Origin of the sequence: Streptomyces sp. NPDC101110 (genome assembly GCF_044759525.1) — a bacterium.
Classification (GTDB): Bacteria; Actinomycetota; Actinomycetes; order Streptomycetales; family Streptomycetaceae; genus Streptomyces.
In genome coordinates this window covers 320,266-340,180 of the sequence record NZ_JBIVZM010000002.1, presented here as the reverse complement: position 1 = coordinate 340,180, position 19,915 = coordinate 320,266, and the positions used below count along the sequence as shown (strand labels likewise).

Below are 19,915 nucleotides of genomic sequence, written 5' to 3'. Positions count from 1 at the left end.
ATGGCCCGGCACCCTGCTCAGGTTCCGGGGAGGATGCGGCGCGTTTCGTAGGCCCACATCGCGATCTCGACCCGGTTGCGGGCGCCGAGTTTGGCCATCAGGCTGGCCAGATGCGTCTTCACCGTGCTGAGGCTGATGTGCAGTGCATCGGCGATCTCGGTGTTGGTCAGCCCGCGAGCGACGGCGAGGAGCACCTGCTCCTCGCGGGCGGTGACGGGGGACACCGGCTGGGCCACGGGCCGGCCGGCGGGCAGGTCCGCGAATGTCTGGAGCAGTCGGACGGTGACGCTGGGCGCGATGAGCGCCTCCCCGTCGGACGCCGACCGTACGGCCTGTGCCAGAAGGTCCGGTCCCGTGTCCTTGAGGAGGAACCCGCGGGCGCCGGCACGCAGTGAGCCGTAGACGTACTCGTCGAGGTCGAACGTGGTGATGACGACCACGGCCAGTGGGTCGGCGACGCCCGGGCCGGCGACCAGCCGGGTGGCCTCGAGCCCGTCGAGTACGGGCATGCGGATGTCGAACAGGCAGACGTCGGGGCGTAGTTCGCGGGCCAGACGTACCGCTTCCCGCCCGTCTGCGGCCTCGCCGACCACCTCGATGCCGGGCTGGGCGTTCAGCATGATCCGCAACCCGGTGCGGATGATCGTCTGGTCGTCAGCGACGAGGACGCGAATGGACACCGCTCTCGCTCCTCGCTCTCGGCAGTTCGGCTTCGACATGCCAGCCCCCATCGGTACCCGGGCCGGCTCGTAGTGTGCCGCCGAGCAGGGTCGCGCGCTCGCGCAGTCCGGTAAGTCCGTATCCGTCGCGACCCCGGCCGGTGCGTCGGCCGTTGTCGCGCACGCTCACCCGTACCGTGTGCCGTTCCGCGGCGACCCGGACGACGAGCTCGGTCGCGTCGGCCGCATGGCGCAGCGCGTTGGTCACCGACTCCTGCACGATCCGGTAGACGGCCGCGTCCACGGCCGGGGACAGCGCGTCCAGTTCGCCGTCGAGCCCCAGGTCGACCCTGAGGCGACCACCCGGGGTGCGCGCCAGGCGCTCCAGATCCGCAACTCCGGCAGGGGGCGCCACCTCGGCTCCGACCCCGCGGTCGCGCAGCGCGGCGACCATGGCGCGCATTTCCTCCAGCGTGCGCGCCCCTTCCTCCTCGACCCCCTCCAGCGCCTTGACGGCGGCGGACGGATCGGTGCCCGCGAGCACCCCGCCCGCCTGGGCGATGATCACCATGGCCGACACGTGGTGGGCCACCGTGTCGTGCAGTTCCCGGGCGAGCTGCTCGCGCTCGCGGGAGCGTACCTGCTCCAACTGCCGCTCGCGAGCGGTCACCCAGAACCGCACGGCAGCCCCGACCACGCCGGGCAGCAGCAGGAAGACAAGGCCCACGACCTTTTCGACGACCGGGGTCTCGTCCGCGACGACACACAGCGCGCCGGTCGCGACGATCACCGCGCCGCCCAGCACGATCTCGCGTCCCGAGCCCCACCGGGGCAGCGCGTACACCAGCACGAGCACGACCACGCCGGTGTACAGGCCGACGGACTCGCGCTGTGCGGCGACGAGCGAGGCCACCTGAAGCAGGGTCACCGAGCCGAACGCCAGCGTCACCATCGCCAGCGGGCGGGTACGGCGCCACAGGAGCAGCAGGCAAAGCCATACGGCGAACACCACCGCAACCGGCCGCCACACGACGTCCTCGCGCAGGGTGGCCTCCAGCACCACACCGGCAAGGCCCGCGGCGAGCAGCGCCCAGTCCCGCCGCACCCGCGCCGGCGCGTCGGGCGGCCGGGGTTCGGTCCACAGGGTTCGCAGGTCGTCTCGGAGCACGGTTCTCAGCCTAGGGACCGCGGCGTGCCGCGCATCGGCCGAAAGGATGGGTCGTCACTCCGCCCCGGGGCCGACGGATCCGCGGCCCGCGGGCCGATGCCGCGGAGCGCCGTGGCGACGAGCCTCGGCATCGTCGGCCGTACAAGGACGGCCGACGAGGTGGTTGGAGGACCCGATGCTCTCGAAAGCCCTGTTGCGCCTGGGCGCAAGCGCCGCCCGCCATCCCTGGCGGGTGATCGCGGCATGGCTGTTCGCCGCCACGCTCGCCGTCCTCGCCGCCCTCGCCTTCGGCGGGCGGACCGCGGACTCGATGACCGCTCCGGGACTGGACTCCCAACGGGCCGCGGAACTGATCGAGCGGGCAGGCACCGGCCAGGAGGGGATGACCGCCCAAGTGGTCGTCACTCCCCTCGACGGCGGTGCGACGTTCTTCGACGACGACGGCGCGCGCACCGCCCTCACGCGGCTGCGGGCCGAGGTGAAGCGGCTGCCGCACGTGCTCGGCACGAGCGACCCGGCGGGGGCACTCGACGCACGCCGGGACACCGCCGTGCGCGGCGGCCTCGTTTCGGCCGACGGGCGGATCGCGGTCGTCCGGGTGCAGTACCCCGACCAGAGCCGGCTGTCGGCCGAAGATCTCGATGCCCTCGTCGATCTCGGCGACCGGCTGCGCGCAGAGCTGCCGCTGCGCATCGAGATGGGCGGAAACCTCTTCTACGTCTTCTCCGACCCCGACGGCGGCGCGAGCGAGCTGATCGGCCTCCTCGCCGCGGCCGCGATCCTGTTCCTGGCGTTCGGTTCGCTCGTCGCCGCCGCGCTGCCGATCGGCATGGCGGTCTTCGGGCTGACCGTCGGGGTCGCCACGATGACGGTACTGGCGGGCGTGACAGAGGTCCCCACCTTCGCACCGGTCCTGGGCAGCATGGTCGGGCTCGGAGTGGGCATCGACTACGCGCTGTTCGTGCTCGCCAGGCACCGGGAGTACCTCGCGCGCGGGCTCGATCCGCAGGCGGCGGCCGGACGAGCGGTGGCCACGGCGGGGCGGCCGGTGGTCTTCGCCGGCGGCATCGTCGTCGTGTCGATCCTCGGCCTGGCGGTCGCGCACGTGCCGTTCATGACGGTGGGCGGGGTCGCCGTCTCGATCGTCGTCCTGACGATGGTGCTCGCGTCGCTGACGCTGCTGCCGGCCTTCCTCGGCGCGGCGGGCCCGCGTCTGGCCCGGGCCGGCCGGATCGGCCGGGCTCTGCAGACCAGGAAGCCGGGCCGACGCGCGCGGCGGCGGGACCCGGCGGCAGGCGCCGCCCACGCCGCCGGGTGGCGTCGCTGGATCGGGCACGTGAGCAGGCACCCGGTGCCGTACTCGGTCGGCGCGGCGGGGCTGCTGCTGACCGCGACACTGCCCGTGCTCGGCCTGCGTGTCGGCCTGCCCGACGACGGCTCACTGCCGCAGAGCCGTACCGAGCGCCGGGCCTACGACCTCGTCGCCGAGGGGTTCGGCCCGGGCACCAACGGGCCCCTCGTCATCGCCGCGGACCCCTCCGGCGATCCGGGAGTGGTGGACCGTCTGGTCACCACGGTCGCGGCGGATCCGGGCATCGCATCCGTCGCGCCGACGCACATCGATCGGGCCACCGGCATCGCGACCCTCGTGGTGTTCCCGAACACCGGACCTCAGGACAAGGCCACGGCCGACACCATCGCCCGGCTGCGCACCGACGTGCTGCCCACGGCGATCGGGCACGGCCCGGCCAGGGCCCACGTCGGCGGCGCCGCCGCGAGCCTGTCCGATGTGGGTCAACGCACCAGCCAACGCCTGCCGGTGTTCGTCGCCGCCGTGCTGGCGATGTCGTTCCTGCTGCTGATGCTGGTCTTCCGCTCGATACTCGTACCGCTCAAGGCGGTACTGCTGAATCTGCTGAGCATCGGCGCGGCCTACGGCATCATGGTCGCGGTCTTCCAGTGGGGCTGGGGAGGCGCACACATCGGGCTGGAAGCGACGGTTCCGATCGTGTCGTTCATCCCGATGTTCCTCTTCGCCATCCTGTTCGGCCTGTCGATGGACTACGAGGTGTTCCTCCTCTCCCACGTACGCGAGGAGTACCTGCGCACCGGCGACAACGGCACGGCGATCGTTGAGGGCGTCTCGCGTACCGCCCGGATCATCACCTCGGCAGCCCTCATCATGGTGGCGGTGTTCCTGTCCTTCGCCGTCGCCGAGGACCCCTCCACCAAAATGTTCGGGCTCGGCCTGGCCACCGCGATCTTCATCGACGCCACGGTCGTACGCATGGTGCTGGTTCCGGCGACCATGACACTCCTCGGCCGGACCAACTGGTGGCTGCCGAAGTGGCTGGACCGGACACTTCCCCGCGGCCGGGTCGGCGGCGACGACACCGACGCGGAATCCACGGGTGAGGCCCCGCGTGCACGGCTGGTTGACCGCTGACTCAACTCCTGCCCGCCCTTGCATCCGGCACCTCAGGGCGTCACCTGGAACTGATTGAGGTGCCGGCGACGATCGGCCCCTGGCCAAGGGGCTCCGTGCCTATGGATCGGTCCATCCTCGGCCCTTGCTCCACACAGGATCCCAACGCGGTCCGCGCCAGATCGCGCAGCCAGACGTGTGCGGGGTCGGTGTCATAGCGCTGATGCCATGACAGGTACACCGCGGCCGACGGCAGTTCGAACGGCAGCGGGAGCAGGGTCAGGCCGAGAAACGTCGCCGCTGAACGTGTCGTCGATTCGGGGGCTGTGACGAGGAGGTCGGAGCCGCGCACGAACTCGAACGCGGCCCCTTCGGTGGGCGCGCTCGCCACCACCCGTCGGGTGAGGCCGAGCCCTGCGAGAGCCTCGTCGGCCGACTCACACCCCATCATGCAACTCGTCCCGGCTTCGCATGCTCAGCTCCGACGTGATCTTCTCTGCGTCACTGGAAGCCCCTGGCGGCGGTCGGTACCGCCGTCGGCAAGTGTTCCGGCCGCAGGGGTCCGCAAGGAGCGTCAGCGCGAGTCCGGGATCGCGGGGGAGTGGACTTCGTCGGCGGGGATGTACACCAGGTGCTCCAAGGTGCAGTGACGGCAGACGATGACTGCCCTGCCCGGCAGACCTGGAGCGGGAGAAGCACACACCGATGGCGGGGGGAGTCGAGCACAGGTAGGAGGTCCGCCGCTCGTCGAGGGCGGCCCTGATGACATCCGGCAACTCCCTTCATCACCTTGCGCACCCACGACGGATCGCCGAGCGAGGGCCCGCCGGGGCCGCCCCCGTTGAGGAGCAGGGGGCCGGTGAGGTGTTGCCGGTGAAAGCGGAGGTGGGGGTCCGAATCCGCCGCGGCCGGGCAGTGCCGTGCAGGCGAGGGCGGCCGCCGTCAGGGCGAGGACGGCTCTGCCCGGGGTTCCGGGGAACGGGATGACACGTGGGTGTCCTTTCTGTCGCCCGTGTCCCCTCGGTGGCAGCGGCAGGGGCCTGCCCGAGAGGGGGAGGTGCGCCAGAACGGTAGGGGCGTCCCGCAGGCCAATCGCTGGGGTCGACAGCCGGTTCATGGTGGGGCCGGCCTCAGCGGAAAGGCGGGGGAACGCCGTTTCCATGGCGGGGCCGGCAACCCGCATCTCTGCCCCAAGCTGGGACAATGCTCGGGCAGACCTTGTGCAGGTCGTTGCAGGGGGGTTGTCCAGACATTCTCTCGCACCTAGGGTCCCTTCCGAGTGCAAACGCTTTCCAAGCGTGTGTCCGCCGGCCGTCCGAGGAGCGCCGCATGTCCGTGTCCCCAGGGTCTTCCGTCCGCCGCCGTGTGGCCGTCGTCGGCACCGGAGCCATCGTCAGCGGAAGCCATCTGCCCGCGCTCCGGGCCCACTCCGGCCGGGTGGAACTGGTGGCCGCCGTCGACGTCGACCAGGAGCGCCTCGACGCCTTCCGCGAGCTGGCCGGTGCGCGGGTCGCCGGGTACACCACGATGGACGCGATGCTGGACGCCGTACGGCCCGACCTGGTCCTCATCGGGACACCGCCGTCCCTGCACCGCGACCAGGCCGTCGCCGCGCTGAAGGCGGGCGCCTGGGTGCTCTGCGAGAAGCCGCTCACGCTGTCGCTCGCCGAGTACGACGAGATCGCCGCCGCCGAGGAGGCCTCCGGCGGGTACGCGTCGGTCGTGTTCCAGCACCGCTATGGATCCGGCGCCGTGCACGCCCGCGAGCTGATCACCAGCGGCGAGCTGGGAGCCCCGCTCGTGGCACACTGCCAGACCACCTGGCACCGGGACGCGGCCTACTACGCGGTGCCGTGGCGCGGGAAGTGGGCCAGCGAGGGCGGGGGTCCGACCATGGGCCACGGCATCCACCAGTACGACCTGCTGCTGCACCTGCTCGGCGAGTGGCAGGAGATCAGCGCCATGGCCGCGCGCCTGGTCCACGACACCGAGAGCGAGGACGTCTCCACCGCCCTGGTGCGCTTCGGGAACGGCGCCCTCGCCACCGTCGTCAACAGCGTCCTCTCCCCGGACGAGGTGAGCCGCATCCGTATCGACTGCGCCGACGCCACGGTCGAACTCACCCACCTGTACGGCCACAGCAACGACAGCTGGGCCTACACCCCGGCCCCGCACGTCGCCTCCGAGCGCGCCACCGCCTGGCGGTCCCCCGCGAGCGACGTGCCCAGTTCGCACACCGCCCAGCTGGGCGCACTCCTCGACGCCTACGACGCCGGCACCCGGCCACCGGGCAGCGGCCGCGACGCCCGCGCCACCCTGGAGTTCGCCGCCGCCCTGTACAAGGCGGCGTTCACCGGCCGCCCGGTGCACGCGGGGGAGATCGGCCCCGGTGACCCGTTCTACGAGGCCATGCACGGCGAGTACCCCGACTGGGCCCCCAAGGAGCGCGCATGACCATCCGCGTCACCCACACGCACGGCGAGGACATCGCCGTCACCGCAGGCGGCACGGAGATCCTCCGCTACGTCTACCGCCCCGACCCGGATCCCTTCGAGTCCCGCAAGCCCTACGCCCACCCGGTGCGCACCCTCTCGGGCCGTACCGTCACCGGCTACCGCCCGAACGACCACCGCTGGCACAAGGGCCTGCAGATGACCGCGAGCCATCTGTCGGGCCAGAACTTCTGGGGCGGCAACTGCTACGTCCACGGCCAGGGCTACCTCCCCCTGCCCGAGCGCGTCGGCTCGATGCGGCACGACGGCTTCGCGGACTTCACCGTCGAGGAGGACCGCCTCGCCTTCACCGAGAACCTCACCTGGATCGAGAACGGCGGCGAGGAGTGGGCGCGCGAGGTGCGCGGCCTGGCCGTTCACTCGGTGGACGAGGAGGCCGGTTCCTGGGCCCTTGACTGGTCGATCCACCTCACCAACACCCGTTCGGCACCGCTTCTGTTCGGCTCCCCGACGACCGCGGGCCGTGACATGGCCGGCTACACCGGACTCCAGTGGCGCGGCCCGCGCGACTTCACCGGCGGCAGCGTCTTCGCCCCGGACACCGACGCCGACGCGGGCAAACTGATGGGCACACAGGGCCCCTGGATCGCCTTCACCACCGAGCACGACGACGTCGACGGCCACTCCACGCTGGTCTTCGCGCACGCACCCGAGAACCTCGACGGGACGTCCCCGATCCACGAGTCGCACTGGTTCGTCCGCTCCGAGCCCTTCCCGACGGTCGCCTTCTCCTGGGCGTTCTTCGAGGAGTTCGAGCTGCCCCCGGGCGAGTCCTTCGGCTACCGGTACCGCATCGTCGTCGCCGACGGCGCCTGGGACCGCGACCGGGTCGGCATGTACCTGGACGGCCTGCCGTGGTGAGCGGACCCGGCCCGGCGGGTCTTCCGCACCCGCTGCCCGGCGCGATCGGCCTGTCCCACCTCAGTGCCTACGACTGGGAGGCCGCCGACGGCGTCTGCGGTGGCAGCCCGCATCTGCACCTGGTGTGCACGGAGGCGTACGTCGTCACCGGCGGCCGCGGCGCCGTGCAGACCCTGAGCCCCGACGGCTACCGCGACATCCCCCTCGAAGCCGGCGCGATCGCCTGGTTCTCGCCGGGCACCGTGCACCGCATGGTGCAGGGCGGTGATCTGCGCATCACCGTGCTGATGCAGAACAGCGGACTGCCCGAGGCCGGGGACGCGGTGTTCACCTTCCCGCCCGAGGTGCTCGCCGACCCGGAGGTGTACGCCGCCGCGGCCACCCTGCCACCCGGCACCGGACCGGAGACGGCCGCGGCCGCCCGGCGCCGCAGGGACCTCGCCGTGGAGGGGTACCTCGCCCTGCGCGAAGCCCTCGTCGCCGGTGACGACGGCCCGTACCGGGAATTCCAGCGCGCCGCCGTCCGGATCGTGCGCGACAAGGTGCCCACCTGGCGGGCCCTGTGGCGGGATGGTGCCCTGGCCACCGCGGAGCGCACCGGCGCCCAACTCGACGCGCTGGCAGCCGGCGAGCCCGCCTACCTCGGCGAGGCAACCGCCCGTGTGGCCGCGCCCACCCGGCTCGGCGGCTTCGGCATGTGCGGCCGGCGCGACGAGTACGCGCTGCCCGGCTCCACGCTGCCGTACCAAGGGGAGTGACAGCAGGGGCCTGAGGGGGCCAAGGGGGGGGCTGAGGGGGGATCCGAGGGGGGATCAACGAAATTCCGTCGAGAGGAGCGACCTCGGCATGCCCGGACACAGGACAAAGAGGTTCTGCGCGTCGGCCGCCGCACTGGCACTGTGTGCCGTGCCGGCCGGCTGCGGAGAATCCGGGGAATCCACAGGCGGCGGCACCGTGGTGCTGCGATACACCTGGTGGGGCAATCCCGACCGTGCGGAACGCACCGAGCGAGCCGTCGCCCTGTTCGAGGAACGGCACCCGGACATCGACGTGTCGACGTCGTTCTCCGGCTACGACGCCTACAAGCAGAAGCTCGCCACCCAGGCCGCCGGCGGGGACGCCCCGGACGTGATGCAGCTGGACTACCGCCAGATCGACCAGTACGCCTCCGGCGGGGTCCTGCTCGACCTGGGACGACAGAAGCGGGTCCTGCGCACCCACGAGATCGACCCGGGCCTGCTCGCCACCGGCCGCGTCGACGACGTCCAGTACGCGATCCCCCAGGGCCGCGGCACCGAGACCGTCGCCTACGACGTACGGACCTGGAAGAAGTCGGGCGTCCCCCTGCCCGGCAGGAGCTGGACCTGGAGCCAGTGGGCCGACACCATGCGGGCCCTGGCGGAGAAGACCGGCAAGCCGGGCGCCACCGATCCCGGCCAGAGCGAGGACTCCTTCGAGGTCTGGCTGCGCGGCCGGGGCAAGTCCCTCTACACCGAGGAGGGCGGGCTCGGCTTCACCGCCGACGACCTCACCCGCTGGTGGACCTTCACCGACACGCTGCGCCGTGCGGGCGCCGTCTCGCCCGCCGAGCAGACCACCCAGCTCGACGGGTCCGTCGAGAACACCCCGCTGGGACGCGGCACGTCCGTCACCGACGCCAACTGGGACGCCCCGGCCAGCGGCTTCGCCGCCCTCGTAGAGGGCGGCGTCGCCCTCGCCCCGATGCCGTCCGGTGAGGACGGCACACCCGGCCAGTACTTCAAGCCGTCCATGTTCGTGGGCGTCTCGGCCCACACCGGCCACCCGAAGGAGGCCGCGCAGCTCGTCGACTTCCTGATCAATGACCGGCAGGCCGCGAAGATCCTCGGCGCGAGCCGCGGCATTCCCGTCAACGAGACCGTCCGCGACGACATCGGCCCGGGACTCGAGGGCTTCGACAGGACCATCGCCGACTTCCAGGCCTCCCTGGAGGGCCGGCTCAAGGACCCGCCCCAGGCCCCGCCCTCCGGGGACAACGCCCTGCAGAGCACCTTCCAGCGCGACTACGACCAGGTGTCCTACGCGCGTATGTCGCCACGCGAGGCGGCCGAGAACTACATCACCGAGGCGAGGGCGGAGCTGAGGTCATGACCACCACCGCGATCCCCCCGGAGGCGAGGCGCGCCCCCGCCGCCGCTCCCAGGTGCCGCCCCAAGCGCGAACGAGAAGGCGCGGCCTGGGTGTTCCTCTCGCCCTGGGTGCTCGGCGCGATCGTCCTGACGCTGCTGCCGATGGCCGTGTCGCTGTACCTGTCGTTCACCGACTACGACCTGTTCAGCCCGCCGAAGTGGGTCGGCCTGCGCAACTACACGCAGATGTTCACCGAGGACCCGCGCTACTGGCGCTCGGTGGTGACGACCCTGACGTATGTGGCCGTCGCCGTGCCCCTGCAACTCTCCCTCGCCCTCGCCGTGGCCCTCGCCCTCAAGGGGATGAAGCGCGGCAAGGGCTTCTACCGCTCCGCGTTCTACGCACCGTCCCTGCTCGGCGCGTCGATGTCCGTCGCCCTCGTCTGGCGGGCGGTCTTCAACGACGGCGGGCCCGTGGACAACCTGTCCGGCACCGGCGGCTGGGTCAACAGGCCCGGCTGGGCGCTGCTGGCCGTCGCCCTGCTGACGGTATGGCAGTTCGGGGCACCGATGGTCATCTTCCTCGCGGGGCTCCAGCAGATCCCCGCCGAGCTGTACGAGGCCGCCGCCGTCGACGGGGCCGGGAAGTGGCGGCAGTTCCTGTCCGTCACCGTGCCCATGCTCTCGCCGGTGCTGTTCTTCAACCTGGTCCTGCAGACCATCCAGGCCTTCCAGGTCTTCACCCCCGCCTTCGCGGTCAGCGCCGGCAAGGGCGGACCGGCCGACTCGACCCTCGTCTACACCATGTACCTCTACGACCGGGGCTTCGTCGCCTCCCACATGGGCTACGCCTCCGCCATGGCCTGGGTGCTGCTCCTCGTGATCGGCGTCGTCACGGCCGTGCTGTTCCGCACCTCGCGCTCCTGGGTCTTCTACGCCTCCGAGGGGGACCGGTGACCTCAACGACTTTTTCCCACAGGCCTGTCAGGTGGGGCAGGGTCGCCCTGCACGCGGGCTGTCTGGCCGCCCTGCTGGTCATGCTGTACCCGCTGGCCTGGCTGCTGGCCACCTCGCTCAAGCCCGCCGACGAGGTCATAGCCAGCCTCGACCTGCTGCCCGGGCACCTGGAGTGGTCGAACTACTCCACCGCCCTGGACGGCGTCAACGACGTCTCCATCTGGCGGCTGCTCGGCAACTCCCTGCTGATCGCGGGCGGCGCGGTCGCCGGCAACGTCATCAGCTGCTCGCTCGCCGCCTACGCCTTCGCGCGGCTGCGGTTCCGGCTGCGCGGTCCCCTGTTCGCCTTCATGATCGCCACGATCATGCTGCCGCACCACGCGGTGCTGATCCCGCAGTACATCATCTTCAACCAGCTCGGCATGGTGAACACCTACTGGCCGCTGATCCTGCCGAAGTTCCTCGCCACGGAGGCGTTCTTCGTCTTCCTCATCGTGCAGTTCATGCGCGGCCTGCCGCGTGAGCTGGAGGAGGCGGCCCGGATCGACGGCTGCGGGCCGTTGCGCAGTTTCCTCCAGGTCGTCCTGCCCCTCACCCGGCCGGCCCTGATCACCACGGCCATCTTCACGTTCATCTGGACCTGGAACGACTTCTTCACCCAGCTCATCTACCTCTTCGACCCGGACAAGTTCACCCTCACGCTCGCGCTGCGCTCCTTCGTGGACGCCTCCAGCACCTCCGCGTTCGGCCCGATGTTCGCCCTGTCGGTGATCGCGCTGCTGCCGATCGTGCTGTTCTTCCTCGCCTTCCAGCGGTTCCTGGTGGAGGGCATGGCCAGCTCCGGACTGAAGGGGTGAGGAGGATGCCGACTCGCGAGGCGGGCGAGGTGTTCGGGCCGCGCATGACCTTGTTCGGCGACGTGCTGAGCGTCGGACTCGCCACGGCCGTGGCCTGCCTGCCCGTGGTCACGGTCCCGGCGGCACTGTCGACGGCGTGCGCCGTGCTGCGCGGTGCGGGGGAGGACCGGCCGGTCACGGCGGGGCGGTACGTCGCCCTGCTGCAGCGGCGGTTGCAGGCCGGTGACCTGGTGGCGGGTGTAGCCGCCTTGGCGGGTCTTCTGCTGCTCGCGGCCGATCTGGCGCTGGCCGGGGCCGGGCTGCCGGGCGCGCCGCTGTTCGCGGTGGCCGCCGTGGTGATCGGCACGGGCGCGGCCGTGGTCGGACTGCGCGCCTGCGGACGCCCCGAGTCGCTCAGCGACTGGCCGGCGGCGGTGCGCGGGGCCGGCCGGGACGCCGTGGCGGACCTGGGCGGCAGCGGCCTGGTCCTGCTGGCGGTGGTCACGGCGGCGTCGTGCGCGTGGATGCTGGTGCCGTTGGCCTTCCTCGCCCCCGGCCCGCTGGCCCTGGCACTCACCGCCGTCGACGCACGGCGCTCCGCAACCCCTCGGCCCGGACACACAGCCGGACCGTGAGGACACGCCGACCCCGCTCAGCAGCTCAAGCCGACCGGCTCGGCCGCGCAAGCCGACCGGCTCGGCCGCGCAAGCCGACCAGCCCGGCCGCGCCGCCGCCCGGTCAGCCGCGCAACCCGACCAGCCCGGCCGCGTGAGCCGACCGGCTCGGCCGCGTGAGCCGACCAGCCCGGCCGCGCAAGCCGACCAGCCCGGCCGCGCCGCCGCCCGGTCAGCCGCGCAAGCCGACCAGCCCGGCCGCGTGAGCCGACCAGCCCGGCTGCGTGAGCCGCCCGGCTCGCCCGCGCCGCCGCCCGGTCAGCCGCGCAAGCCGACCAGCTCGCCCGCGCGAGCCGACCCCGCTCAGCCACGCAAGCCGGCAAGCTCGGCCCCGCGCACGCCGCCCCGCTCAGCCGCGTACGAGGCCGCCGATGGTGATCCGTGGCCACCGGCTGGCCGCCGTGACAAGGGCCTGTGTCCTCGCCGAGGGCGTGGCCGCTGCCGCCGCCAGGGCCGCTGCCGCGCTGGCGATGCCGAGCACTGCTCCCGCCGCTACGTCGCCCGGGTAGTGCACGCCGGTGTGGACACGGGAGTAGCCGACGGCGCTCGCCAGCGCTCCGAGCGGCACCGCCGCGGGAGGCAGGACCACTCCGACGGCGGTGGCGAACGCGACCGCCGACGCCGTGTGCCCGGACGGGAACGACGCCGAGGTCGGCATCTTGACGTGCCGGTCCACGGTCACCCGGGCTGCCTCCCGGTCCGGCCGCGCCCGGCGTACCAGGCGCTTGCCGAGCAGGTTCGCGGAGGCCGATGCCACGGCGATCGCGCCGACGCCCGCGAAGGCGGCCCTGCGCGGGCGCCTGCCGGCCAGAGCCAGCGCTGCGGCGATGCCGAACGAGATCTTGGAGTGGTCGGCCGCGTGCGACAGGTGGCGCAGCGTCCGGTCCAGGGTCGGGGTCGGGGTCGCGGCCACCGCCGCGTACAAGGCACCGTCCACGGCCCTGAGATCGGCGAACACGGCGCCCAGCAGCCGCCGGCCGCGTGCACCCGCGGAGTCCCGGGTGTTCCGGAGCGGACGGGGGGCGTCCGCGTCTGTGGTCGTCGGATCGGTCATGTGCTTCTCCCCGCAGTGGCCTTTCCCCAGCAAGGTACCGGCTCACGCCCGGCGCACGCTCGGCGCCCCTGCGAGCCGGTACCTCCCGAGTGCCCGGACGGCGGACGGCCACCCCGTGAGCCGGGACACGGGGCGCAGGTCACTCCCCGCGCAGTCCCCCGGGGAATGGCGGGTCTGCGCCGCCGTCTGTTCCGGCGCCACACGCTGGTCTGGCGCCATTCCTGATCCGCCGGTGCCTCAGCGGGCAGACCGGAACGTGCGCAGCCGCAGCGAGTTGGCGACGACGAAGACCGACGAGAAGGCCATCGCCGCCCCGGCGATCATCGGGGTGAGCAGACCGGCCGCGGCCAGCGGCAGCGCCGCCACGTTGTAGGCGAAGGCCCAGAACAGGTTCGAGCGGATGGTGCCGAGCGTGCGGCGGGCGAGCCGGATGGCGTCCGCGGCGGCCCGCAGATCACCCCGGACCAGGGTCAGGTCGCCGGCCTCGATCGCGGCGTCCGTGCCGGTGCCCATGGCCAGTCCCAGATCGGCCCTGGCGAGGGCGGCCGCGTCGTTGACACCGTCGCCGACCATCGCCACCGACCGGCCCTCGGCCTGCAGCCTCTCGACGACGTCGACCTTGTCCTGCGGGAGCACCTCGGCGATGACCTCCTCGATGCCGACCTCGCGGGCGACGGACCGGGCCACCGCCTCGTTGTCGCCGGTCAGCAGGATCGGCGTGAGGCCGAGCGCCCGCAGCCGTGCGACGGCCTCCGCGCTGGTGTCCTTCACCGCGTCGGCCACTTCCAGCACGGCACGCGCCTCGCCGTCCCACGCCACGGCGATGACCGTGCGCCCGGCTTCCTCGGCCGCCGCCCGGGACCGGGCCAGGCCCTCGGGAAGGCGTATCGCCCAGTCGGCCAGCAGGCGCTCCCGGCCGACGAGCACCGCGTGCCCCTCGACAACTCCCTGCACGCCCAGCCCCGGCACGTTGGCGAAGTCCTCGGGCGTGGGCAGCGCGCCCAGCTTCTCCAGCGCCCCGTCGGCGACGGCCCGGGCGATCGGGTGCTCGGAGGAGTGCTCCAACGCCCCTGCCAGCCGCAGCACTTCGGCCTCGTCGGTGCCCTCGGCGGTGTGCACGGCCAGCAGCGTCATACGGCCGGTCGTGACGGTGCCGGTCTTGTCGAGGACGACGGTGTCGACCCGGCGCGTGGACTCCAGGACCTCCGGGCCCTTGATCAGGATGCCGAGCTGCGCGCCCCGCCCGGTGCCGACCATCAGCGCGGTCGGCGTCGCCAGACCCAGGGCGCAGGGGCAGGCGATGACGAGGACGGCGACCGCCGCGGTGAAGGCGGCCGTCAGCCCGGCGCCGCTGCCCAGCCAGAAACCCAGTGTGCCGAGCGCCAGGGCGATCACCACCGGTACGAACACGGCGGATATCCGGTCCGCGAGCCGCTGCGCGGCCGCCTTGCCGTTCTGCGCGTCCTCCACCAGCCGGGCCATCCGGGCCAGCTGGGTGTCGGCACCGACCCGCGTGGCCCGTACGACGAGCCGCCCGCCCACGTTGATCGTGGCGCCGGTCACCGGGTCGCCCGCACCCACCTCCACGGGGACCGACTCGCCGGTGAGCATCGAGACGTCCACGGCGGAAGATCCCTCGTCGACCGTCCCGTCCGTCGCGATCTTCTCGCCGGGCCGGACCAGGAATCGGTCGCCGACCGTCAACTCCGTGACCGGCACGGTCTGTTCGCGGCCGTCGGCGCGCAGCACCGTGACGTCCTTCGCGCCCAGCTCCAGCAGCGCCCGCAGCGCCGCGCCCGCCTTGCGCTTGGCGCGGGCCTCGAAGTAGCGCCCGGCCAGGATGAAGGCGGTCACACCCGCGGCGGCCTCCAGGTAGATGTTCCCGGCGCCGTCCGTGCGCTCGATGGTCAGCTCGAAGGGGTGCGTCATGCCCGGGGTGCCCGCGGTGCCGAAGAACAGCGCCCACAGCGACCACAGGAACGCGGCCGTGGTGCCCACCGAGATCAGGGTGTCCATGGTGGCCGCGCCGTGCCGCGCGTTGGTGAACGCCGCCTTGTGGAAGGGCCACGCCGCGTACGTCACGACGGGCGCTGCCAGCGTGAGCGACAGCCACTGCCAGTACTCGAACTGCAGTGCCGGGATCATCGCCATGGCGACGACCGGGACCGCGAGCAGCACGGCCGTGACCAACCGCTCGCGCAGCGGCCGCAGTTCGTCGGCCTCCTCGCTCGTGTCGTCGCGCTCGGCGGGCGGAGCGGGCTCCTGCGCGGTGTACCCGGTCGCCTCGACCGTGGCGATGAGGCCGCCGACGGAGACCTCGCCGGAGTAGCTGACCTTGGCCTTCTCCGTCGCGTAGTTGACGGTGGCGGTCACCCCGTCCATGCGGTTGAGCTTCTTCTCGATGCGCGCCGCACAGGAGGCGCAGGTCATGCCGCCGATGGCGAGTTCCACCTCGGCGTCGCTCCCGGTCGTCGTACCGGTGCTCATGGCTCAGACCCTCCCGGTCAGCTCGTAGCCGGCCTCGTCGACGACCTCCGCGACCGCGGCGTCGTCGAGCTCGGCGGCGCCGGTGACGGTGACCCGGCCGGTGTCGAGGTCGACCTCGACACCGCTGACGCCGTCCAGCTCGCCGATGACCTTGGTCAGCGTGGCCTTGCAGTGGCCGCAGGACATTCCGGAGACGGCGTAGGTGGTGGCGGGCATCGGGTGCCTCCTCATGGTGATCCGACAGAAGTGAAGATACGGGGCGGGGGTATCCCCTCGCCGAGTTCATGTATACCCATGAGGGGTATGCGATGCAAGCGTCCGCATGACTTGACTGGGTACCCCCCAGGGGTATGGTGAAGTGCATGGAGGCCCCGCAGTCGAGCGGAGACCCCGGTATCCGAAGGAGCCGACGGCCATGAACACCGGACTCAGGATCACCACCTTCGCCGCCGCCCTGGCGGCGACCTTCGGCGCGGCCTACGGCGTCGGACAGGGCGTCGGCCCCGTCGCGGCCGGCAGCCCCCCGCAGCACGAGGGCGGGCACACCCGCCCCGCGCGGGAATCCCAGGAGGGCGGCGCTCACGCCGGACACGACACGCCACCGGCCGGTGGACTGCAGATCTCCGACGGCGGCTACACGCTCGACCTGCAGACCCCGCGTGTCACCGCGGGCGAGCGGACCGACCTGCGCTTCACCGTCCGGGACGCCGCCGGCCGCGCGCTCACCGCCTACCAGCGCGAGCACGACAAGGAACTCCACCTCATCGTGGCCTCACGCGACCTGGTCACCTACCGCCACCTGCATCCCACCCGTGCCGCCGACGGCACCTGGAGCACACCCGTGGACCTGCCCCGCGCGGGCGGCTACCGCGTCTTCGCCGACTTCACCCCGGCGAAGAAGGACGCCCGGAACCTCACCCTCGGCACGGACCTCGCCGCCTCCGGCCCCTACGAGGCCCGGCGGCTGCCGCCCGCGAGCACCACGGCCCGGGCCGGCGGCTACGACGTGAAACTGGCCGGCGCCCTGCGCCCGGGCCGGGCGAGCGAGCTGACGCTCAAGGTCTCCCGCGACGGCAGGCCCGTCACCGACCTCCAGCCCTACCTCGGCGCGTACGGCCACCTGGTCGCCCTGCGCTCCGGCGACCTCGCCTATCTGCACGTTCACCCGAACGGCGAACCCGGCGACGGCAGGACCAGCCCCGGTCCGGACATCTCGTTCACGGCAACGGCCCCCAGCTCCGGCTCCTACCGCCTGTTCCTCGACTTCAAGCACGAGGGCACGGTGCGTACGGCGGCGTTCACCGTCCACGCCGGGGGAGCGGTCACCGGGCCGGACACCCCCGAGGGGCATGAGGCGGACGGCCATGGCCACTGAGTGTCAGCCCAGCGCCCGGTCCAGGTTGAATGCCGCACTGATCAGCGCGAGGTGCGTGAACGCCTGCGGGAAGTTGCCCTGCTGCTGACCGGTGTGGCTGATCTCCTCGGCGTACAGGCCGAGATGGTTGGCGTACGTCAGCATCTTCTCGAAGGCGAGCCGCGCCTCGTCGATCCGGCCCGCGTGCACCATGGCCTCCACGTACCAGAACGAGCAGATGGAGAACGTGCCCTCGTCGCCCCGCAGCCCGTCGGGGCTGGAGCGTGGGTCGTAGCGGTAGACCAGCGAGTCGGACACCAGCTCCTCGGTGAGCACGTCCAGCGTCGACAGCCACTTCGGATCGGTGGGGGCGATGAACTTCGTCAGCGGCATCATCAGCACCGCCGCGTCCAGCACGTCGCCGTCCTCGTGCTGGACGAAGGCCCCGCGCTCCTCGGACCAGCCCCGGCTCATGATCCGCCGGTAGATCGTGTCGCGGCACTCCCGCCAGCGCGGCAGGTCGGCGGGCAGGCCGCGCCGGTTGGCCATCCGGATGGCCCGCTCGATCGCCACCCAGCACATCAGCCGCGAGTACAGGAAGTTCCTGCGCCCGCCCCGCGTCTCCCAGATCCCCTCGTCGGGCTGGTCCCAGTGCGCGCACACCCAGTCCACCAGTGCGCACACGTCGTCCCAGTGGCCGCTGGAGATGGGCTTGGCCCACTTGTCGTAGAGGTAGATCGAGTCGATCAGCGCACCGTAGATGTCGAGCTGGAGCTGGTCGGCCGCCGCGTTGCCGACCCGCACGGGCGCCGAGCCGTGGTGGCCCTCCAGATGGCCGAGGGTGCGCTCGGGCAGCGCGGTGCGGCCGTCGATGCCGTACATGATCTGCAGCGGGCCTGAGGGCTTGCCGTCGCCCGGGCTGATGTGCCGGGTCACGAAGTCCATGAACGCCTCGGCCTCGCCGGTGAAGCCCAGCCGCAGCAGGGCGTAGACGCAGAACGCCGCGTCGCGCACCCACACGTACCGGTAGTCCCAGTTGCGCTCGCCGCCCAGCTCCTCGGGCAGGCTCGTCGTCGGCGCCGCCACGATCGCCCCGGTGGGCGCGTACGTGAGCAGCTTCAGCGTCAGCGCCGAGCGGTGGACCATCTCCCGCCAGCGGCCCTTGTACCGGGACGCCGACAACCAGTGCCGCCAGTACGCCACCGTCGCCGCGAACTGCTCCTCGGCCTCCGTGCGCGCACAACGGCGGGGCGTCACGTCGCCGCCGACCTTGTCCAGCGCGAACACCGCCGTCTCGCCCTCGGACAGCTTGAAGTCGCTCCGCACGTCCGGGCCGTCGGCCTCCAGCGGCACGGTCGCGGTCAGCGCCAGCGCCAGCCCCTCGGCCTCGAACACCGCGGTGTCGCCGGAGAGCCGGACGGTGTGCGGCAGGGAACCGTAGTCGAAGCGGGGCGCCACCCGCGTACGGAACGGGATCGAGCCGCGCACACACACCACCCGCCGGATCAGCCGGTGCCGCTCGGCCTCGGCCGGCCCGCCGCCGACCGGCATGAAGTCCTGCACCTCGCCGACACCGTCCTCGGTGAAGAACCGGGTGATCAGCACATTGGTGTCGGGGAAGTAGAACTGCTTGGTCCGTGCCGGCGCCGACGCCGCCAGTGCGAAGCAACCGCCGCGCTCCACGTCCAGGATCGAGGCGAACACGCTCGGCGCGTCGAAGGCCGGGCAGCAGTACCAGTCGATGGTGCCGTCGGTGCCCACCAGCGCCACACTGCGCAGATCGCCGATCAGCCCGTGCTCGGCGATCGGCACATAGTGCCGTCCCCCCGGCATGCCCCGGTCCTGCGCGCCTTCGCCCATGACGGCCTCCTGCCGGTAGGCGCCTCAGCCCCAGCCTAGAACCGCCGGGGGAAGGCCGCGCCGCAGGATTGCCGCGTCCTGGCCGCCGCCGGACCACCGCCCTCAGATCGCTGCTCTCACACCGTGACGACCCGCACCCCGGCCTCCTCGAAGCGCCGCACCGTCTCCGTGTCGGCCGCCGTGTCCGTGACCAGGGTGTTCACCGCCTCGGCCGCGCAGATCCGGGCGAACGCCCGCTGCCCGAGCTTGCTGGAGTCGGCGGCGACCACCACCCGCTCCGCCCGCTCGCACAGCAGCCGGTTGACCGCCGCCTCCGCCTCGTCGTGCGCCGCAGCGCCGTGCGTCACGTCGAAGGCGACGACACCGAGCACCGCCACATCGACCGTGATCTGCCCGAGCACCCCGTCCGCGAGCGGCCCGACCAGCTCGTACGACTGGGCCCGCGCCACCCCGCCGGTCAGCACGATCTTGAACTGGGGCCGCACGACCAGCTCGTTGGCGATGTTGAGCGCGTTCGTCACCACGGTCAGCGCCGGCGACCCGGACACCAGGTCCCCCCGCACGGCCAGGGCCCGCGCCACCTCGGTCGTGGTGGTCCCCCCGGTCAGCCCGACCGCCTCGCCCGGCGCCACCAGATCCGCCACCGCCGTGGCGATGCGCTGCTTCTCGGAGGCGTGCCGGGCCGTCTTGTAGCGCAGCGGCAGCTCGTACGACACCCCGTGCACGACCGCGCCACCCCGGGTGCGCACCAGCATCTGCTGCTCGGCGAGCCCGTCGAAGTCACGGCGGATCGTCGCCGCCGACACCCCGAGCTCGGCCGCGGCGTCCTCGACGTCCAGCCGGCCGCGCTCCACGAGCAGTTCCAGCAGCGCCTTCCAGCGGGCGTCGCGCGACATCCGCACCTCCACGTCTCGATCTCCGGCGACCCTAACGCACCCCATCCTGAATCGAATGCTTGA

At 72.3% G+C, this 19,915-nt stretch carries 16 protein-coding genes and 1 pseudogene; 9 read left to right on the top strand and 8 right to left on the bottom strand.

What is annotated here, in order from left to right; translation table 11 throughout:
- Window positions 1-17 precede the first annotated feature (17 nt).
- Together ACIQU3_RS04925 and ACIQU3_RS04920 are read right to left on the bottom strand one after the other, a co-directional pair.
- The gene (locus ACIQU3_RS04925; RefSeq protein WP_093906458.1) at window positions 18-680 is read right to left on the bottom strand and encodes a response regulator transcription factor; all 663 of its coding nucleotides are present in this window, start codon (window positions 678-680) and stop codon (window positions 18-20) included.
- The gene (locus ACIQU3_RS04920) at window positions 655-1,827 is read right to left on the bottom strand and encodes a sensor histidine kinase (RefSeq protein WP_403923368.1); all 1,173 of its coding nucleotides are present in this window, start codon (window positions 1,825-1,827) and stop codon (window positions 655-657) included. The genes ACIQU3_RS04925 and ACIQU3_RS04920 overlap by 26 nt, the downstream gene beginning before the upstream one ends.
- A gap of 175 nt (window positions 1,828-2,002) precedes the next feature.
- On the opposite strand from ACIQU3_RS04920, the gene ACIQU3_RS04915 reads away from it, so the two are divergent.
- Window positions 2,003-4,273 (top strand): MMPL family transporter, encoded by a 2,271-nt coding sequence (locus tag ACIQU3_RS04915; RefSeq protein ID WP_403923366.1) that lies wholly within the window; start codon window positions 2,003-2,005, stop codon window positions 4,271-4,273.
- A gap of 40 nt (window positions 4,274-4,313) precedes the next feature.
- On the opposite strand, the pseudogene ACIQU3_RS04910 reads toward ACIQU3_RS04915, so the two are convergent.
- Window positions 4,314-4,682, bottom strand: a pseudogene (locus ACIQU3_RS04910) (hypothetical protein); the annotation flags it as partial.
- 899 nt (window positions 4,683-5,581) lie between these two features.
- Here ACIQU3_RS04910 and ACIQU3_RS04905 point away from each other — a divergent pair.
- From ACIQU3_RS04905 to ACIQU3_RS04875, 7 genes are all read left to right on the top strand, one after another.
- The gene (locus ACIQU3_RS04905) at window positions 5,582-6,706 is read left to right on the top strand and encodes a Gfo/Idh/MocA family protein (RefSeq protein WP_403923364.1); all 1,125 of its coding nucleotides are present in this window, start codon (window positions 5,582-5,584) and stop codon (window positions 6,704-6,706) included.
- Window positions 6,703-7,626 (top strand): PmoA family protein, encoded by a 924-nt coding sequence (locus ACIQU3_RS04900; RefSeq protein ID WP_403727569.1) that lies wholly within the window; start codon window positions 6,703-6,705, stop codon window positions 7,624-7,626. The genes ACIQU3_RS04905 and ACIQU3_RS04900 overlap by 4 nt, the downstream gene beginning before the upstream one ends.
- The gene (locus ACIQU3_RS04895; protein WP_403923362.1) at window positions 7,620-8,384 is read left to right on the top strand and encodes a cupin; all 765 of its coding nucleotides are present in this window, start codon (window positions 7,620-7,622) and stop codon (window positions 8,382-8,384) included. The genes ACIQU3_RS04900 and ACIQU3_RS04895 overlap by 7 nt, the downstream gene beginning before the upstream one ends.
- Window positions 8,385-8,472: 88 nt before the next feature.
- On the top strand, window positions 8,473-9,756 hold the full coding sequence (locus tag ACIQU3_RS04890; RefSeq protein WP_403923360.1) for an ABC transporter substrate-binding protein: 1,284 nt from the start codon (window positions 8,473-8,475) through the stop codon (window positions 9,754-9,756).
- Complete coding sequence (locus ACIQU3_RS04885; RefSeq protein WP_403727576.1) at window positions 9,753-10,691, top strand: carbohydrate ABC transporter permease; 939 nt, start codon at window positions 9,753-9,755, stop codon at window positions 10,689-10,691. The genes ACIQU3_RS04890 and ACIQU3_RS04885 overlap by 4 nt, the downstream gene beginning before the upstream one ends.
- The gene (locus tag ACIQU3_RS04880) at window positions 10,688-11,548 is read left to right on the top strand and encodes a carbohydrate ABC transporter permease (RefSeq protein ID WP_403727578.1); all 861 of its coding nucleotides are present in this window, start codon (window positions 10,688-10,690) and stop codon (window positions 11,546-11,548) included. The genes ACIQU3_RS04885 and ACIQU3_RS04880 overlap by 4 nt, the downstream gene beginning before the upstream one ends.
- 5 nt (window positions 11,549-11,553) lie before the next feature.
- On the top strand, window positions 11,554-12,162 hold the full coding sequence (locus ACIQU3_RS04875; RefSeq protein ID WP_403727581.1) for a hypothetical protein: 609 nt from the start codon (window positions 11,554-11,556) through the stop codon (window positions 12,160-12,162).
- A 388-nt stretch (window positions 12,163-12,550) separates the two neighbouring features.
- Here ACIQU3_RS04875 and ACIQU3_RS04870 read toward each other — a convergent pair whose 3' ends face one another.
- The 3 genes from ACIQU3_RS04870 to ACIQU3_RS04860 all read right to left on the bottom strand — a co-directional run bounded on the left by ACIQU3_RS04870 (window position 12,551) and on the right by ACIQU3_RS04860 (window position 15,958).
- The gene (locus ACIQU3_RS04870) at window positions 12,551-13,255 is read right to left on the bottom strand and encodes a phosphatase PAP2 family protein (protein WP_403727583.1); all 705 of its coding nucleotides are present in this window, start codon (window positions 13,253-13,255) and stop codon (window positions 12,551-12,553) included.
- 237 nt (window positions 13,256-13,492) lie between these two features.
- The gene (locus ACIQU3_RS04865; RefSeq protein ID WP_403923358.1) at window positions 13,493-15,742 is read right to left on the bottom strand and encodes a heavy metal translocating P-type ATPase; all 2,250 of its coding nucleotides are present in this window, start codon (window positions 15,740-15,742) and stop codon (window positions 13,493-13,495) included.
- Between the two features lie 3 nt (window positions 15,743-15,745).
- Window positions 15,746-15,958 carry a heavy-metal-associated domain-containing protein gene (locus ACIQU3_RS04860; protein ID WP_403727589.1) on the bottom strand — a complete coding sequence of 71 codons (213 nt, stop codon included), beginning with the start codon at window positions 15,956-15,958 and terminating at the stop codon, window positions 15,746-15,748.
- 199 nt (window positions 15,959-16,157) lie between these two features.
- Between ACIQU3_RS04860 and ACIQU3_RS04855 the strand changes: the two genes are divergently transcribed.
- Window positions 16,158-17,117 (top strand): hypothetical protein, encoded by a 960-nt coding sequence (locus ACIQU3_RS04855; protein WP_403923356.1) that lies wholly within the window; start codon window positions 16,158-16,160, stop codon window positions 17,115-17,117.
- Between the two features lie 3 nt (window positions 17,118-17,120).
- On the opposite strand, the gene ACIQU3_RS04850 is transcribed toward ACIQU3_RS04855, so the two are convergent.
- Together ACIQU3_RS04850 and ACIQU3_RS04845 are read right to left on the bottom strand one after the other, a co-directional pair.
- Window positions 17,121-18,929, bottom strand: a complete 1,809-nt coding sequence (locus ACIQU3_RS04850; protein WP_403923559.1) for a glycoside hydrolase family 15 protein — start codon at window positions 18,927-18,929, stop codon at window positions 17,121-17,123.
- Between the two features lie 143 nt (window positions 18,930-19,072).
- On the bottom strand, window positions 19,073-19,852 hold the full coding sequence (locus tag ACIQU3_RS04845; protein ID WP_403727593.1) for a DeoR/GlpR family DNA-binding transcription regulator: 780 nt from the start codon (window positions 19,850-19,852) through the stop codon (window positions 19,073-19,075).
- Window positions 19,853-19,915: the final 63 nt, after the last annotated feature.

What these genes read in the sequence shown, in the direction of transcription:
- ACIQU3_RS04915 (WP_403923366.1), top strand. Translation starts at nt 2,003, where the DNA reads ATGCTCTCGAAAGCCCTGTTGCGCCTGGGCGCAAGCGCCGCCCGCCAT.
- ACIQU3_RS04905 (WP_403923364.1), top strand. Translation starts at nt 5,582, where the DNA reads ATGTCCGTGTCCCCAGGGTCTTCCGTCCGCCGCCGTGTGGCCGTCGTC.
- ACIQU3_RS04900 (WP_403727569.1), top strand. Translation starts at nt 6,703, where the DNA reads ATGACCATCCGCGTCACCCACACGCACGGCGAGGACATCGCCGTCACC.
- ACIQU3_RS04890 (WP_403923360.1), top strand. Translation starts at nt 8,473, where the DNA reads ATGCCCGGACACAGGACAAAGAGGTTCTGCGCGTCGGCCGCCGCACTG.
- ACIQU3_RS04885 (WP_403727576.1), top strand. Translation starts at nt 9,753, where the DNA reads ATGACCACCACCGCGATCCCCCCGGAGGCGAGGCGCGCCCCCGCCGCC.
- ACIQU3_RS04875 (WP_403727581.1), top strand. Translation starts at nt 11,554, where the DNA reads ATGCCGACTCGCGAGGCGGGCGAGGTGTTCGGGCCGCGCATGACCTTG.
- ACIQU3_RS04870 (WP_403727583.1), bottom strand. Translation starts at nt 13,255, where the DNA reads ATGACCGATCCGACGACCACAGACGCGGACGCCCCCCGTCCGCTCCGG.
- ACIQU3_RS04865 (WP_403923358.1), bottom strand. Translation starts at nt 15,742, where the DNA reads ATGAGCACCGGTACGACGACCGGGAGCGACGCCGAGGTGGAACTCGCC.
- ACIQU3_RS04860 (WP_403727589.1), bottom strand. Translation starts at nt 15,958, where the DNA reads ATGCCCGCCACCACCTACGCCGTCTCCGGAATGTCCTGCGGCCACTGC.
- ACIQU3_RS04855 (WP_403923356.1), top strand. Translation starts at nt 16,158, where the DNA reads ATGAACACCGGACTCAGGATCACCACCTTCGCCGCCGCCCTGGCGGCG.
- ACIQU3_RS04850 (WP_403923559.1), bottom strand. Translation starts at nt 18,929, where the DNA reads ATGCCGGGGGGACGGCACTATGTGCCGATCGCCGAGCACGGGCTGATC.
- ACIQU3_RS04845 (WP_403727593.1), bottom strand. Translation starts at nt 19,852, where the DNA reads ATGTCGCGCGACGCCCGCTGGAAGGCGCTGCTGGAACTGCTCGTGGAG.